General features: G+C 46.4%; 17 protein-coding genes and 1 riboswitch. Of the genes, 2 read left to right on the top strand and 15 right to left on the bottom strand.

Going from position 1 to position 14,906, the window contains the following annotated elements:
* Positions 1-23 precede the first annotated feature (23 nt).
* From rsmA to EJP77_RS20040, 5 genes are all read right to left on the bottom strand, one after another.
* Positions 24-908 (bottom strand): 16S rRNA (adenine(1518)-N(6)/adenine(1519)-N(6))-dimethyltransferase RsmA, encoded by an 885-nt coding sequence (gene rsmA / locus EJP77_RS20060; RefSeq protein WP_127201044.1) that lies wholly within the window; start codon positions 906-908, stop codon positions 24-26.
* A complete protein-coding gene (gene rnmV, locus EJP77_RS20055; RefSeq protein WP_127201043.1) occupies positions 905-1,459 on the bottom strand; it encodes a ribonuclease M5 in 555 nt (184 codons plus the stop codon). The genes rsmA and rnmV overlap by 4 nt, the downstream gene beginning before the upstream one ends.
* Positions 1,460-1,745: 286 nt before the next feature.
* A complete protein-coding gene (locus EJP77_RS20050; RefSeq protein ID WP_127201042.1) occupies positions 1,746-2,891 on the bottom strand; it encodes a resuscitation-promoting factor in 1,146 nt (381 codons plus the stop codon).
* Between the two features lie 261 nt (positions 2,892-3,152).
* Positions 3,153-3,355, bottom strand: a riboswitch (cyclic di-AMP (ydaO/yuaA leader).
* Positions 3,356-3,636: 281 nt separating this feature from the next.
* Complete coding sequence (locus EJP77_RS20045; protein WP_127201041.1) at positions 3,637-4,401, bottom strand: TatD family hydrolase; 765 nt, start codon at positions 4,399-4,401, stop codon at positions 3,637-3,639.
* Between the two features lie 25 nt (positions 4,402-4,426).
* Positions 4,427-5,710: an HD domain-containing protein gene (locus EJP77_RS20040; protein WP_127201040.1), complete on the bottom strand. Its 1,284-nt coding sequence runs from the start codon at positions 5,708-5,710 to the stop codon at positions 4,427-4,429.
* A gap of 305 nt (positions 5,711-6,015) precedes the next feature.
* Between EJP77_RS20040 and EJP77_RS20035 the strand changes: the two genes are divergently transcribed.
* Entirely contained in the window at positions 6,016-6,270 is a 255-nt protein-coding gene (locus EJP77_RS20035) for an AbrB/MazE/SpoVT family DNA-binding domain-containing protein (protein ID WP_127201039.1), read from the top strand.
* 140 nt (positions 6,271-6,410) lie between these two features.
* On the opposite strand, the gene rsmI is transcribed toward EJP77_RS20035, so the two are convergent.
* From rsmI to EJP77_RS19985, 10 genes are all read right to left on the bottom strand, one after another.
* A complete protein-coding gene (gene rsmI, locus EJP77_RS20030) occupies positions 6,411-7,298 on the bottom strand; it encodes a 16S rRNA (cytidine(1402)-2'-O)-methyltransferase (RefSeq protein WP_127201038.1) in 888 nt (295 codons plus the stop codon).
* Positions 7,295-8,050, bottom strand: coding sequence for a tRNA1(Val) (adenine(37)-N6)-methyltransferase (locus EJP77_RS20025; RefSeq protein WP_127201037.1), 756 nt, complete (start codon positions 8,048-8,050; stop codon positions 7,295-7,297). Before EJP77_RS20025 ends, rsmI begins: the two co-directional genes overlap by 4 nt.
* A 64-nt stretch (positions 8,051-8,114) precedes the next feature.
* Positions 8,115-8,435 carry an initiation-control protein YabA gene (locus EJP77_RS20020; RefSeq protein ID WP_425464269.1) on the bottom strand — a complete coding sequence of 107 codons (321 nt, stop codon included), beginning with the start codon at positions 8,433-8,435 and terminating at the stop codon, positions 8,115-8,117.
* A 77-nt stretch (positions 8,436-8,512) separates the two neighbouring features.
* Positions 8,513-9,313: a PSP1 domain-containing protein gene (locus EJP77_RS20015; RefSeq protein ID WP_127201035.1), complete on the bottom strand. Its 801-nt coding sequence runs from the start codon at positions 9,311-9,313 to the stop codon at positions 8,513-8,515.
* 148 nt (positions 9,314-9,461) lie between these two features.
* The gene (gene holB, locus EJP77_RS20010) at positions 9,462-10,442 is read right to left on the bottom strand and encodes a DNA polymerase III subunit delta' (RefSeq protein WP_127201034.1); all 981 of its coding nucleotides are present in this window, start codon (positions 10,440-10,442) and stop codon (positions 9,462-9,464) included.
* 36 nt (positions 10,443-10,478) lie between these two features.
* Positions 10,479-10,922: a YaaR family protein gene (locus EJP77_RS20005; RefSeq protein ID WP_127201033.1), complete on the bottom strand. Its 444-nt coding sequence runs from the start codon at positions 10,920-10,922 to the stop codon at positions 10,479-10,481.
* Positions 10,923-10,990: 68 nt separating this feature from the next.
* Complete coding sequence (locus EJP77_RS20000; protein WP_068621674.1) at positions 10,991-11,320, bottom strand: cyclic-di-AMP receptor; 330 nt, start codon at positions 11,318-11,320, stop codon at positions 10,991-10,993.
* 48 nt (positions 11,321-11,368) lie between these two features.
* Complete coding sequence (gene tmk / locus EJP77_RS19995; protein ID WP_127201032.1) at positions 11,369-12,016, bottom strand: dTMP kinase; 648 nt, start codon at positions 12,014-12,016, stop codon at positions 11,369-11,371.
* Positions 12,006-13,676 carry an aminotransferase class I/II-fold pyridoxal phosphate-dependent enzyme gene (locus tag EJP77_RS19990; RefSeq protein WP_127201031.1) on the bottom strand — a complete coding sequence of 557 codons (1,671 nt, stop codon included), beginning with the start codon at positions 13,674-13,676 and terminating at the stop codon, positions 12,006-12,008. Before EJP77_RS19990 ends, tmk begins: the two co-directional genes overlap by 11 nt.
* A gap of 142 nt (positions 13,677-13,818) precedes the next feature.
* On the bottom strand, positions 13,819-14,004 hold the full coding sequence (locus EJP77_RS19985; protein ID WP_127201030.1) for a sigma factor G inhibitor Gin: 186 nt from the start codon (positions 14,002-14,004) through the stop codon (positions 13,819-13,821).
* Positions 14,005-14,234: 230 nt separating this feature from the next.
* On the opposite strand from EJP77_RS19985, the gene EJP77_RS19980 reads away from it, so the two are divergent.
* On the top strand, positions 14,235-14,759 hold the full coding sequence (locus tag EJP77_RS19980) for a hypothetical protein (RefSeq protein WP_127201029.1): 525 nt from the start codon (positions 14,235-14,237) through the stop codon (positions 14,757-14,759).
* The last annotated feature ends 147 nt before the right edge of the window (positions 14,760-14,906 follow it).

Here is a 14,906-nt window from a genome sequence, read left to right as displayed (position 1 = left end):
GTAGTTTGGTTCCTAAGGCCAAGCTATTTCAGCCCTGCCCGAATCAGCACATTGCTGAGCCTTGCGAATTCGTGAAGACTCAAAGTCTCTGCGCGTCTCGATGGCAGGATCTCCGCCTCTTGAAGCAGTCTCTCCAGCTCTTCACGGCCTTCCTTTGCGAAGAACCGGGCTTTGAGGTTATTGGAGATCGTCTTTCTCCGCTGCGCGAACGAGGCTTGTACTACGTCAAAAAAGAACGCTTCATCATCAACCGCAACTGGCGGCTCTTTACGAACTTTTAGACGAATGACAGCTGAATCTACGTTCGGCTGCGGAATGAACACGGTATGAGGAACAATGCAGACCAGCTCAGGCTCACAATAATATTGAACCGCAATACTCAGACTGCCGTATTCCTTGCCCCCCGGTGCAGCGGCCATGCGTTCCGCCACTTCCTTCTGAATCATCACCACAATATTCTCAAGCGGCAGATGCTCTTCCAAAAGCTTCATAATAATCGGCGTTGTTACATAATAGGGGAGGTTGGCCACAACACTGACGCCGCTTTGTCCTGCGTATTCCGCCTCAATTAACGTCCTTAGGTCCAGCTTCAGAACATCTCCATGCACGATACGGATATGAGGATAGGGCTCAAGCACTTCCTTCAGAATCGGAATCAACCTCTGATCGATTTCTACAGCAGTGACCTTGCCTGCGGTTTCAGCAAGCTTCTGAGTCAATGCACCTATACCAGGCCCGATTTCAAGCGCACCTTTCGTTTCATCCAGCTCAGCAGCTCCTACAATCTTGGACAGGATATTCTGGTCTATAAGAAAGTTCTGGCCCAGACTTTTCTTGAATGCAAAACCATGCCGCTGAATAATTTCCTTCGTCCGCTTCGGGGTTGATATATCTTCCATCCTGCTCATTCGGGGTATACTCCTTTTTCCTCTAATTGATGAAGGGCTGCAGCGAATTCTTCTCTGCTGATCTGAAAGATACGCAGGCGCTTAAAGAACTGCTTTCCATTGCAGTACCCTATCCCCAGCAGCTCGCCCATGAAGTGACGCCTTGCGGCAGCATTAGGATGCACAATCAACCCTGCTTCAATCAGGTCATTAAAGTCGATAAGCGTCTCTTCTCCATCGTATTCACTGCGAACCCTGGACAGCGCCTCACGAATCGTCTCAGGCGAAGCGTTCTCCACTCCGATATCCCCCCGATAAGTAGCTTCTGCTTCCGTCAGGAAAGCATGCTTGCATCCAGGGACTTTGGCAGCCACAATCTTTCGTATGCGTTCTCCGGCATGGTCCGGGTCTGTAAAAATAATAACTCCCCGGCGCTCCTGTGCCAGCTTGATCTTCTTAATGACAGCAGGGCCAATGGCTGACCCGCCTGTCTCGATCGTATCGGCCTCTACCGCTCTCTTGATGGCAACCGTATCGTCCCGTCCTTCTACTACAATGACCTCCTTAATCATGGACGCCATCCTTTCCATAGCAGCTTATAATATAAAGAAAAGCACCCTTCGGCGCCTGTTCAGTTAATTCCTGGGAACCCCTTAAAAACCAGTGTCAATATTACGATATATACATTAATCAGCTTTCTTGAATCTCCATATTGCGTTCTTAGGCTGTGCTGTCACTGGATCAATCCACCCAGAATAACAAAAAGAAGAGGAAGGCTCCTCTTCTTATCATGTACATATTCACCATCTGTTATGGTACCTTATTCCACGTTCAAAGTAAATGTCGGTACAGAATGGATTAGTTCAATTCCGGTTTGACAGGGCCAATAACATAGACAGTACGTCCCTTTTTGCGTCCGAAGTTATTTGCAGCCTTCAAACTATCATAATACACATCGATTTTGTTGCCTTTAATGGCGCTGCCGGTATCCTCCGCTTTGCGGAAGCCCACGCCTTCAATATAGACCCACCAACCCATAGGAATCACACTGGTATCCACCGCAATGGTTCTTCCTTCGCTTACGCGGGCTCCAGAGGCTGTCTTGGTACCAATGCCGCTCTCTTCGGAAGAGTACGCAGTCAAGGATACGTTCTTCAGCACCTTTTTATATTTGAACTGCACGCCGCCCTTTTTGACGCTGTTGTTCTGACTGATCTTCACAGCCTGGTTGGAACGGTCAATGCTCGCTGCTAGAACTTGGGTCTTTGGCTTCGTGCCTACAGCCAATACTTTCGTTGATGGCTGCTTCTCCACGGACTTATTAACTAACCGTTTCGACACCAACTGGCCATCTTGATACACCTTTTCGATTTCCTGAACCACAACACCTGTATGGCCCTTCTGGACCAACTTGGTCTTGCCCTTCTCCAGAGAAGGATCTGAAGTCTTAACAAAGGTGTAAGGGATGCTCTCCGTTCTCTTCAGGGTATGTCTATCAACCCGGACGATACGAATATGCAGGTCCGATTGAATCGGACTGTTCAAGGAAGGATACACTTTGTCTTCGCTTGATACAGATACGCCCAGCTTGGATATAGCTTCCTGAACATTCTCCGCCGTAGTCAGGTGCTGACTAGTCACACCATCCGCTGTGACCTTAACCGGAACCACACGGTCGATGAAGAGTTGATTCCCATCTTGAAAAGTGCCGCTCAAAGATAGTGAACCTTGGCCTTCTGCATTCAGGTTAGCTTCTTGCTGTTCCAGCACTTGATCTGGCTTCGTCTCCGGTGTACCGGTAGACTGCGTATTGCCATCTGCAACCAAGTAAATGTTCTTGTCAGCCTGGGTGTAGAACCAAGCCATTACGCTGACAAGCAATGCGACGGTGATAATTCCTCCAACTATAATTTGACGCTTGTTCTCTTGCTTCCATCGCAACGCGTAAGACATGCTGGATGATCGTGAACCATGGGTAGTTTCTTTAGGTCCGAAAAAGCCCACTTCTTACGTCCTCCTTCATAGCCCCGCCGTCTAAGATCGACTCATATAGAATTTGACGCGACTATATACCGTTTTTTACGAAATGCCCGAAATGCAGCATGTTCGTATCCTGCTCCAGCCTGTTAGGCGCCTCCTCCTGTCATACCACTGTATGACGCCCCTATCACCTTTATTCAAAACAAAAAGAAGCCTAAAGAAAGAGTTTAAGAGGATCTCTTTCGTGGCTTCCGGCTGACTAAAGGAATGTAGGATGCACGAGTATGCCTCTCTCTTCATACGCTTACGAGGTTAGCTGTCGGGTTCGGGCGTAGAGAGCTGCCCTATCTTGGTTCATCCGCTCATGGCGCAATGACCTTGAATTCACCCCAAAGACCCGTAAAGAAATCAAACACGGAATATTTATGCTTAAATATCCGCATTGGTTCCCCCGTTCTCCGGTGAGGGAGATTCAGCGAGACTGGTTCTTGGAACCTTGTAATTGACTGTGTGCACGATTCATAGCTTTGTAATTAAATCCATCTCATGGGTTCAATTCACATAGCTAGCAAATCCATGCCGCTTTACAAAACTTACAAATCAATTACTGAAAAGATTCTATCCTGTTTGTATGCATGTTGTAAAGCAGGAATCAACTAGTTTTTTTAAATATTTGGTTAATTTTTTGTAATAATCATCCTTCTAGTGATTAAAAACTATTCATCTTTTCAAAATACTCTTTATTTCACCGCTTTTGCTCCCGATTTCATCAAATTCCAAATCGTTCCAGCGCATTTTTGGTTGTAATTTCAGCTAATTCCTCCAAAGAAATGCCTTTTAGCTCAGCCGCCATTTCAGCTACAAGCCGCACATAAGACGACTCATTTCTCTTGCCTCGGAATGGATGCGGAGTGAGGTATGGGGAGTCCGTCTCGATCAGAAGACGGTCATTCGGAACCTGTTTTAGCACTTCTTTCGGCTGTTTGGCATTCTTGAAGGTAATAGGTCCACCGAAGGAAATATGGAATCCAAGATCCAGGCACATCTTGGCGGTCTCCCAGCTGCCCGAGAACGAGTGCATAACTCCTCCGACCTCACTAGCTTTCTCCTCGCGCAGGATACGAATCACGTCCTCGTGAGCATCCCGGTTATGAATAACAATCGGCATATTTAGACTGCGGGCCAGTCCAATTTGCTTGCGGAAAACTTCATGCTGGACATCCTTTGGTGAGGTATCCCAGTAATAATCAAGCCCGATCTCTCCGATGGCTACGACCTTCTTATGTTCACAAAGCTCGGCTATCCATTCCAAGTCTCCATCTTTCATCGTAATCGCATCCTGTGGATGCCACCCTACGGCAGCGTAGATGAAATCGTAAGTCTCCGCCAGCTTCATGGTGGAGGGAATCGTCTCCCGGTTAAATCCGACATTAATCATCCGGGTTACCCCCTGCTCTACCGCGCGGGCAATAACTTCCTCGCGATCCTCGTCGAATTGAGCAGCGTCTAGGTGGGTATGAGTATCAAATAGCATTGTGAAGTATCCTCCTTCAGGGATATTACAAATTAAATAAGTCGGCTATATCTTTGGGCAGCATATGAACCACTGCACGCAGCTTGTCTTCCGGATAATACATATGATATTTACCGCGGTGAATCCCGCTGATCGAACGAACAATGTCAGATACCTCCGAAATTTCGCGCAGCCTGTCTTGGCGGTCAAGCAGCAAAATCTGCTTTTTCTTAGAGTCATCCTCAGGCCGAAACACATCATAGGGAAGATCCGTCGGGAAATCAATTTCCAGATCATAATTAGGATCAAGTCCTAACTCTCGAAAGACTCGGCGTATTTCATCAATTATTTCCATATCTAACATTTCCAGTTCGGTGTATTTATACAGCTTCCGGTCGATAAATCGAGAACATAAATCTGCCAGAAGCCCATCTTCTTCGCGTCTCCACTGCACAAATGAGGTCTGCACCAATGCTTCATCAAGCAGTAAGTATTCCTCCACAGTCAAATCACGGTTAAAAAGTCCTGGCAGTGGGTCTGGCAAAAAGTTGAAGTGGAATCCTTCCTGATGAAGCTCCTTCGCTCTGCGGAAAATCTGACGCAGTATAATTTCTGAACTCCGGGTAACCGGGTGGAAATACACCTGCCAGTACATTTGATATCTCGACATCAAATAATCTTCCACGGCGTGCATACCCGACTCCTTGACAACCACTCTTCCCTGGAAGGGACGAAGCATTCTTAGAATCCGGTCGATATCTATCGTGCCGTAGTTAACACCTGTAAAGTAGGCATCCCGCAGCAGATAATCCATACGATCCGCATCAAGTGGACTCGACACCAGATTGACCACAATCGCCTTATCGTAATCTTTGCGTATAACCGAGGCTACCTTTTCCGGGAAATCCTCGCCTTCCCTTCTGAGCACCTTATTGACCTCGGTATCGCCGAGAACAATCTTGCATGTCCAATCCTCATGATTCATATGAAAGGCTTCTTCAATGGAATGAGAGAAGGGGCCATGTCCCAGGTCATGAAGAAGAGCTGCACACAAGGCAACCTGCTTTTCCTCTGGCGGCCAATCCGTATAAGAAGACCGTTCAAATTGTGAAATAATTCTGCGTGTGATCTCATAAACCCCTAGAGAATGGGAGAATCGGCTGTGTTCCGCCCCATGAAAGGTCAAATAGGAGGTCCCCAGCTGCCTAATCCTTCTTAGGCGTTGAAATTCCGGCGTATTGATGAGAGACCATATCAAGTCGTCCTGTACATGAACATAATTATGAACCGGATCTTTGAATACCTTTTCTTCAGAAAGTGGATGGTTCATGATCTCATTCTCCTTATCCAAAATATTTTTATTTTTTTTGAATATTCATCACAACTTTTGTCGAATTTTGTCGTATATACAAATATGCCAATTTCCAAATGTCGAATAATGCGTCAAAATAATATATCCGGGAGATGCAAAGCCCTGTTTGGGATTAGCAACGATGGCTTTTATAAAAATATAGCATGTTAGCATTAAATAGGTTGACTGTTTTGGCAATCGTTGGTATTATAATTATCATAAAACAGAGAACCGTGTCGAATTATGACATTTTTAAATTATAGCGAGAGGGGCAATCATCGGTTATGATGAAATCAACAGGGATTGTAAGAAAAGTAGACGAGCTGGGACGGGTGGTAATTCCTATTGAATTACGCCGTACTCTGGGTATTGGAGAGAAAGATGCGCTCGAAATTTATGTAGATGGAGAACGCATCATGCTCAAGAAATACGAACCCGCTTGCATTTTCTGTGGTAATGCTGAGCATGTTACTTACTTCAAAGGTAAAATCGTATGTCACGAATGTCTTTCTGAGATTCCTTCACCTGTGACAAATTAAGAAAAGTAGTATATAATAGATTTACTTAAACTGTTAATTCTAACCTTTTCATATCTCCTTTGACCTTCTTCAGGACCTGAATCCGGCCTGAAGAAGGTCATTTTTTTGTGTGTATTACCTTTATTAACCCTATTCTCTCTTTAGAGCAAAGCATTATAGATATCACGTTTGGATACCCCACGGTCAACCGCCGTCTTTTTCATGGCATCCTTCCTGCTGAGCCCTTCTTCCTGCTCGTAGTGTGCGACATGATCCTCAATAGTTAGCGGCTGCCACCAGAGCCCCTTTCGTTCTTGAACTTCGTCTTCCTGGGCACCCTCAATCGCAATGCAGTACTCACCCAGTGGTGGATGCTCCTCCAGCCAGCCCAGACAAGCACTAATCGGCCCCCTTGCTACCTCTTCATACCGCTTTGTCAGCTCTCTTGCCATGGCGATATTCCGGTCCCCACACACCTCAAGAATATGCTGGAGTGTCTTTATAATCCGATGAGGGGACTCATAGAGCAGAATAGTTCCTTCATAATCCCGCAAAGAGCTAAGTTGACGCTCCCTATCCTTCTTATCTCTGGGCAGGAATCCGGCGAACTGGAACCGTTCCGTCGGAAGTCCAGATACAATCAATGCGGAGAGTGCAGCATTGGCTCCAGGAACCGGAATGACGGAGATGCCTTCTTCAAGTGCCAGCTTAACCAGGTCTTGTCCAGGATCAGAAATGGCTGGAAGACCAGCATCACTGACGAGTGCCAGATCGTTTCCTTCTATTATAAGTCTGACAAGCTCAGGACCACTTGCCGTCTTGTTGTGCTCATGATAACTGAGCAGCCGCTTGGGTGAAATCTCAAAATGTGATAGCAGCTTACGGGTCTGCCTGGTATCCTCAGCAGCGATAATATCAGCCTCTTGCAGCGTACGCACGGCCCGATAGGTCATATCCTCCAGGTTGCCTATAGGCGTAGCTACAAGGAACAGTTTGCCGATCTCCCGGTCACTCTCTAACTGAAAGCTTTTCTGTACGTGTATATTCATTTAGTTCCCTCATTTGATCCGTAGTAGATATCCATAATCTCCGGGCAGTATTGGCCATCCTCCTGATAAACGATAAGGGGTGGAAGGATACGCATATCCGGTTTCCCGTCTCTTAACGCCTCAATTAGAACAATATTAGCCTCCATATGTTTGCGTGGATGCACGAACCGGATAAGCTTAGGTTCAAGCCGGTACTGTCTGAGCAGGGAGATAATCTCACCCAGCCGCTGTGGCTTATGGACCATCGTAACTTTGCCTCCATTTCGAAGAAGCCGCATGGAGGCTTGTATAACCTCCTCCAGGCTGCAGTGAATCTCATGACGGGCGATAGCCTGGTGTGTGTTAAGCTTGATTTCCCCTGCTCTAAGCGGCATATACGGAGGGTTTACAGTAATCGCATCATAGGCACCATGCCCCGTCTCGCCTACCAGATCTCTCAGGTCTCCGAGTCTAATTGTAATACGATCCTCCAGTCCATTCATCCGCACGCTTCGTTCTGCCATGTCTGCAAGACGTTCCTGGATCTCAATCCCTTCAATCTGGGCTTCAGTTCTTGTAGTTAGCAGTAGGGGGACAACCCCGTTCCCAGTGCAGAGATCCAATACTCTGCCATACTTCGGTACGGAAGCGAACCTTGCCAGCAGGACGGCATCCATAGAGAAGCTGAATACCTCATCACTTTGTATAATGTGCAGGTCGTGGGTAAGCAAATCATCTATCCGCTCTTGATCATATATCGGTACAGTTTGCATTCGTCGATTACTTCCATTTCATTCAAATTTGAAAAAAACCGTAGGAATAAACTCCTACGGCTTGTTATTTATTAAGAAAAGACAGGCAGAAAAGGCAGTCGCCCTCTGTACGCAGATGTCCATAATACACATTACAAATGTGGAAGCCTTCATGATAAAGGCGAGCCAAGTTATCATAACCTTCGCCAACAATATCGATATTCTCCCCGCCCTCATGGAGTTCGGCAGGATTATCGGATATCGAAGACGCAGATGCAGTTGCTTCTGCTTCTCGTTTCAATACTTTGCGCAGCTGTTCATTCTCAAGAGAATAGCGTTGGTTCTCCTCCAGCAGCTTCTTCACTTCAAGCTTGAGAATTCCAAGTTCACTGTGCAGGTTGTCCATTTTGGTTTCCAAATCAAGCAGGTTTGTATAAATATCTTTTTTTTCCAAGTTCCCACCCCAAGAGTCATCTCTATGGTTTACTTGATGACCACGTCATCCAATGGAAGTTCTTTAACCTTGCCGATTTCAAAAAGCTGTACATGCACAGTCCGTGAACCGGCATTAATCCCCACCACTTTTCCCTCACCCAGGGAAGTGATAACCATTTTACCTACGGAAGGCAGCTCTTCTTTTGTACTTTCATAATTATCATGCTCAAACTTGAGGCAGCACATCAACCGGCCGCATAGACCGGAGATCTTTGTAGGATTTAAGGATAAGCTTTGATCCTTCGCCATCTTGATCGATACAGGCTCGAAATCTCCAAGCCATGACGAGCAGCAGAGCACCCGTCCGCATGGTCCAATCCCGCCCAGCATCTTCGCTTCATCTCTTACTCCAATTTGACGAAGTTCAATCCTTGTACGGAAGATACTTGCCAAATCTTTAACAAGTTCCCGAAAATCAACTCTACCCTCAGCCGTAAAATAAAAAATAATCTTATTACGGTCAAAAGTAAATTCCACATCGACCAGCTTCATTTTCAAGTCATGGTCTTTAATTTTATTTAAACATGTGGCAAATGCATTCTTTGCCGCAAGCTTATTCTCCTCAACAACCTTGGCATCTGATCCATCTGCAACCCGGATGACCTTCTTCAGTGGAAGCACCACATCCGACTCGTCCACCGTCTTCTTGCCGACGACCACTTTACCGTACTCAATCCCTCTTGCTGTCTCTACGATGACGCAATTCTCTTTCTCCACCGCAAGCTCGAGTGGATCGAAGTAATATATTTTGCCCGCTTTTTTGAAACGGACACCCACTACAGTGTACAAAAACTAACCCCCTCGTATAGCTTGTGCTAATCCGGCGGAATTACCCACCTGGTAACTAAATTCTAAACCTATACAAATTGAATCATAGGCTTCAATCCATATATGTGGGAGAAAGTTTGTCCTACTAGCCGTCCGTGAAGCACCGGCTTCATTTCTGTTCCATTAAAGTAATCAGGAACTGCTCCAGGCATAGCTGGCCGTTCATATTATACCGCAGCTTCTTCTTGCTGTCTGCGGCCAGCGCCATATAGGAGATCCATTCTTCGGCGCCTCGTGTTCTGGCATGGTTGGAGATAAACTCCCACTCATCTATGAAAACGATACTATCGTGCTTTTGATAACTGGCATGAATCATATCTTTAAACCACAAATGAAACAGGTCGAATAGGACATCCAAGTGATCACCAAGTCCAGCTTTCATTACGCTTTGCTGTGCAGTAATTAGAGTTGAACCCGCTCTGCTCGTCGATTCCTTTCCCAATTGTACCACTACATTTCTGATTTCTGCAAACCAATTCTGCTTAAGCAGATCCCTACAAGCGTCCAGACCTGCCGCTAAATGTACAGCTGCACGGACTAGAGCAGCCGGATATTCCTCATCGGATAAAACCTGCATCATAAGCCCAGGACTAAGCGCTGTAAAAGGAACCAGCTGTGATCTGGACTGAATGGTTGGAAGCAGAGCTCGTCCATTATCAGACAGCAGAATGGCAACCGCTGGAGAAGGGGGTTCCTCCAGAAATTTGAGCAGGCTATTTGCCGCCTGTACAGTCATCTTTTCTGCGTCTTGAATAATATAGGCTTTTAAATTTCCGCTTTCCGAGCGATAAGAGAAAATCCGCTGCAGATCGCGGATTTGGTCAATTTTTATGGAGTTTCCTTCAGGTTCAATCAAATGCAGATCCGGATGATTGCCATGGAGGAGCTTTCGGCATTCAAGGCATTCCCCGCAGGCATCATCTCCACCTTCCGTACAGAATAGAGCTTGTACGAAGGACAGTGCCATCTCTTTCTGTCCGCTTCCCGCGGGTCCACTGAACAGATAAGCATGTGAGATCTTGTTCTGGCGAAGCCCATTTTGAAGCAGCTTCTTGGCCCCTTCCTGCCCGACAATTTCCTTAAAAGACATAGTTCCTCTCTTCCTCTACGCAGAAGGGGTTTCTGCTTAAAAGCTTAAATTAATCAGCATTCCGCGTATTTCCCCAATCTTCTGGAGCAGTTCTATCTTGCCCTGCTCACTTTCAAGCAGTTCTTCTGCCATACTGAGCAGTGCTGAATCAATCTCATCAATCAGGTTATATTTCTTTCCTCTTCCGCGCCGGTCCCAGCCCTTCACTTCTTTCATCCGGACACCGCGGCGAACGGTGTCCTCCAGAAAACGTTTGACCAGAAGCCGGTAGGCTTTGAGTTCGCGAACCGTCATGGAATGTGCCAGACGGTCACCCTGCAGTTGGATTTCTTTTACCCGGCGGTTCAATTCCTCTTGTGATGCCTGTTCTCCTTGCTGCTGCATCGCATCTGAGAAGCTTTTGGCTGCTACGGGTTTATTCGCACCGTCTGTAACTCCCCTGCCGCTGGTAAGCGGCCTGTACCCCGGTTCTATTTTCAATCTATATCACGCCATTCCTCATTTAATCAATTATCTTAATCCCGGTTTGGCAACTATTCCTAATTGGTTCAAAAATGTTCAAACCGATCAACTGGAAGTACGAACACGGTAGCTCCACCAACCTGTACTTCAACAGGTAGAGGGAGATATGAATCGGTAGTTCCACTCATTGGTGTTACTGGAGTAACTAGCTGCTCACGAACCTTACAACTGCTGCGAATGACACCCAGTACGGTCTCTACCTGATTGTCGTCTACCCCGATCATAAACGTCGTATTTCCGGCACGAAGAAAGCCGCCCGTACTGGCTAACTTGGTTGCACGGAAGTTGGATTTCACTAGCGCGCCCGATAGACGATTACTGTCCTTGTCTTGGATAATTGCAACAATCAGCTTCATCTTACAGTCCCCCTTAGATTCGTATAGAAATATTATACCATTCAACAATTACTCGCGAAAACCCTTTAAAGTCACGCTGAGATGGCCTTTTACATCTTCAACCACGGTTTCAATATCCCTGTCCGCATTAATTACAATAATCCGCTCTGGGAAAGACTCCGCAATCATATGATAGCCCTCTCTAACCTTATGATGAAAGCTTAACCCCTCAAGGTCAAGGCGATTTACCTCTCGCCCGTTATTCGCCTCAATTCTTGCGAGACCCTTCTCAGGCTCGATATCCAGGTAAAAGGTTAGATCAGGCATTTTCCCTTCTGTCGCAAAGGAATTTACCGATAAAATATGTTCAATACCAAGCCCACGTGCGTGTCCTTGATAAGCTAGGCTGCTATCAATGTAGCGATCACAAAAGACATGTATCCCTTGCTTCAGTGCGGGGATAACCTTCTCTACTAAATGCTGGCGCCGGGCAGCAGCATAGAGCAGCGCCTCGGTTCGTCCATCCATCGCGGTGTTCGCAGGATCGAGAATAATGGTTCTGATCTTCTCCGCAATTTCGATGCCACCTGGCTCTCGGGTTATCATGAAGGGAGAGCCTTGTTTCTTCATCATTTCTGAAAGCCTGCTCAAGACTGTTGTCTTCCCTGACCCCTCTCCTCCCTCAAAAGTGATAAATTTCCCCCAGTTAACATCCATGTTCTGCTCCAACTTTCTGATTTTTATATACTTTTAGACTGCTCATCGTTGAATCCGCTGTTCCTTGGCATTTTGCACCTGCTTGATGCAGCTTGATTAACAGCTGAGACACTTCTCCAGTAATCCGCTCTCCGGGATATAATATAGGGATACCGGGCGGATAAGGAATCACCATCTCTGCAGCCACCCGGCCCTCTGTTTGATAAATAGATACTTTCTCCTGCAGGGCTTCACTTATTGGAGTCATGCAAAAAGGTACCACAGTGCTGATAGCCAAATCAGTGGGAATGTTCCACGTGGAAAGTTCTTGATTGCTAGCTGTCAGTACTTCATTTTCTTTTTTAGAGGTAAAAGAAATATTCTTCTCTGCATCAGAAGTACTCCTGTATCCGAACAGAGCCTCCGAATTAGGATTCCTGCTCTGAAGTTGTCCATTTAAGGAGTTGATCCCCTTCATCTCTTCCTCAAGATTAACCAAGACTGCTAATACCTTCTCTATATCGTCATGGCTTGTCCCCAGACTAAGTGCCAGAACAACATACTTGGGGTCACTCATTTCAGGAATACACCCTGCCTGTTCCAGACGTTCCTGCAGCTTATAGCCACTTATCTGGCCTGATTGATCATAAATCACTACTTTAAAAGGGTCCTGTAAGGTATAACCATCCAAGTTCCCGTTCATTTCGCTGCAATCCAGACCGTCTACGGCTGGCGGTATATCAACTATACCAACTCTGTTCAGTTTCCGAATCTCTCTGCGAAGTTTGGCGGCGCATTGAAGCCCTTCCTCAAAAATAGAAGGACCTTCCCCCTCCAGCATGCCTCGGGTAAGATCAAGGGAAGCCATAAGGGGATAAGAGGGGCTTGAGCTCTGTATCATAGCCAGCCGCTGGCAGAGCAGCTGTCGGTCTATCAGGCTTCCATGAACATGCAGCATAGCGCTCATCGTAAGCCCGAACAGCATCTTGTGCGTCGATTGCACGACGCCATCTGCCCCTTCGCTGAGTGCGCTCCTTGGCAGCGCAGGATGCAGCCCGAAGTGGGCACCGTGTGCCTCATCAACAAGCAGCGGAATTCCGCTGCTGTGGCACAGCTCGGCAAGCGGCGCAAGACTGCCCCCCATCCCGTAGTAATTCGGATGCGTTACTAGCACGCCCTTAGCGCCAGGGTACCGGCGCAGGGCTTCACGCACCGTCTCCGCTGACGGGATGGTCGTAAGGCCGCTGGCCGCATCAGCCTGCGGCCCTAAGAACACGGCGTTCGCGCCAGCCAGCATAAGTCCATGAATCACGGACTTATGGACATTGCGCTGCACGAGAAGCACATCTCCCGGTGATGAGCACACCGAGAGAATCAAGGCCAGGTTGCCAGCAGTACTTCCGGCAACCAAAAAATAAGTCGCTTCGGCCCCAAAGAAGCTGGCTGCCTTCTCCTGTGCCTCAGCAATGACACCCTCTGGATGGTGAAGATCATCCAGCCCGAATATTTCAGTAGCATCGATACTCGCTATTTCACGGAGAACCTTATATCCTCCGGTAAGTTGTTCAAAAACACGTCCATTTTTGTGACCAGGCACATGAAAAGAAGTATCCTTCCTTTCCACATATCTCAATAGTGCCTCTGCCAAAGGAGCCTTTATATTGTCATTGCGGTTAGACATAACATATGAAATCCTTCCCTGCGGTTTCTCTCTATTTTATCGTATAATAAGCCTGTGTAATATATATTTCAGAACCGAATGATCGCAAAAAACAAACAAAAAAGGACCCCCTTATTACGCAAGTGGATCCTTTCATCAGAGCCTAAGCATTATTCTGTAACCAGATCTGTTTCATCCGGTGAATGAAAAAGTGGTATTTATCATCCTTAACATCTGTATGAACCATCTCAGCCTCACATGCGTCACAGATAAATTCAGAGACAATCACGATGCCCTCTTGTTTATGCTCGCCGCAAATGATGCACTTTTCTTCACTCTGCCCGTCCAATAAAGATCCCACCTTATCTTTTTACTATCAGTATGGCACAGTTTCTATTATTTTAAACCTATTTCATAGCCCCTTCAATTGTTTCTATATGTGTATGCAGCGGGCCTTCTTTAGGTGTTTGTACGGGGCAAACCTTAAATATTCTTTATTACATCCGATATATTAATAAGACAGGCATACATAACGTATTACCTATTTAAGTGATCTTTTAAAGGAGGATTTGCTACTCCATGTCCGTTGAAAATACCAGCCAGGCCACCTTCTATCAGTACAGACTTTTGAAGAAGGTTACGTTCCCCCGGCCTCTTGTCGTCATTTTTCTGTTGTTACCCCTAGTCTGTGTACTGGCCGAAATCATTGCAATTCTATGGACAAGTATCTTTTCATTTATATTTTCCCTGCCTATAATCCTTTGGTTTCAATTGGCTATTTCACGTTCTGTACTTATCATTGTCCTACACTCCTATAGTAAGCGCTGGAGATTTAGCTACAAGCTTCCCTGGATCGGTTATATGCCTGATCAGCATGTGAACTACCGGACATTCCAGAAAGTTCAGTTACATACTACCTGGATAGGATTGTGCTTGATTGCCATTCTCCTTCCTTGGTCCCCAATTTCTTTTGTAGTCTCTATGTTGTTCTGGCATATATGGCTTATGCTCCCTCGCTACTATGGCTTCCTCACACTTCGTAAACAGCCTAAGGATGGCCTGGTCAAACTCAACGAGCAGGATATCTCCTATTATATGCCCTAAAAGTAGAAGCCTCAAAACACAACAACCCGGTTCTCAATTTAGAGAGCCGGGTTGTCTTTGTATGGAGTATTCGCAAGTTTATCTTATTGAAAAATAAAAACCACCACCGATGATCGGCAGTGGTTCTTCGCTTGGCGGCGTCCTACT

Source organism: Paenibacillus zeisoli (genome assembly GCF_003994465.1).
GTDB classification, from domain to species: domain Bacteria; phylum Bacillota; class Bacilli; order Paenibacillales; family Paenibacillaceae; genus Fontibacillus; species Fontibacillus zeisoli.
Note: the sequence above shows the minus strand (reverse complement) of the source record. Positions and strands in the feature narration are given on the sequence as shown.

Excerpts from the sequence above, each read along its gene's own strand:
- rsmA (WP_127201044.1), bottom strand. The coding sequence starts at position 908 with ATGAGCAGGATGGAAGATATATCAACCCCGAAGCGGACGAAGGAAATT.
- holB (WP_127201034.1), bottom strand. The coding sequence starts at position 10,442 with ATGTCTTTTAAGGAAATTGTCGGGCAGGAAGGGGCCAAGAAGCTGCTT.
- EJP77_RS20020 (WP_425464269.1), bottom strand. The coding sequence starts at position 8,435 with ATGGACAACCTGCACAGTGAACTTGGAATTCTCAAGCTTGAAGTGAAG.
- EJP77_RS20045 (WP_127201041.1), bottom strand. The coding sequence starts at position 4,401 with ATGCTATTTGATACTCATACCCACCTAGACGCTGCTCAATTCGACGAG.
- rnmV (WP_127201043.1), bottom strand. The coding sequence starts at position 1,459 with ATGATTAAGGAGGTCATTGTAGTAGAAGGACGGGACGATACGGTTGCC.
- EJP77_RS20040 (WP_127201040.1), bottom strand. The coding sequence starts at position 5,710 with ATGAACCATCCACTTTCTGAAGAAAAGGTATTCAAAGATCCGGTTCAT.
- EJP77_RS20025 (WP_127201037.1), bottom strand. The coding sequence starts at position 8,050 with ATGCAAACTGTACCGATATATGATCAAGAGCGGATAGATGATTTGCTT.
- EJP77_RS19990 (WP_127201031.1), bottom strand. The coding sequence starts at position 13,676 with ATGTCTAACCGCAATGACAATATAAAGGCTCCTTTGGCAGAGGCACTA.
- EJP77_RS20000 (WP_068621674.1), bottom strand. The coding sequence starts at position 11,320 with ATGAAGCTGATTGTTGCAATTATCCAAGACAAGGACAGTAATCGTCTA.
- tmk (WP_127201032.1), bottom strand. The coding sequence starts at position 12,016 with ATGGATGTTAACTGGGGGAAATTTATCACTTTTGAGGGAGGAGAGGGG.
- EJP77_RS19980 (WP_127201029.1), top strand. The coding sequence starts at position 14,235 with ATGTCCGTTGAAAATACCAGCCAGGCCACCTTCTATCAGTACAGACTT.
- rsmI (WP_127201038.1), bottom strand. The coding sequence starts at position 7,298 with ATGAATATACACGTACAGAAAAGCTTTCAGTTAGAGAGTGACCGGGAG.
- EJP77_RS20035 (WP_127201039.1), top strand. The coding sequence starts at position 6,016 with ATGATGAAATCAACAGGGATTGTAAGAAAAGTAGACGAGCTGGGACGG.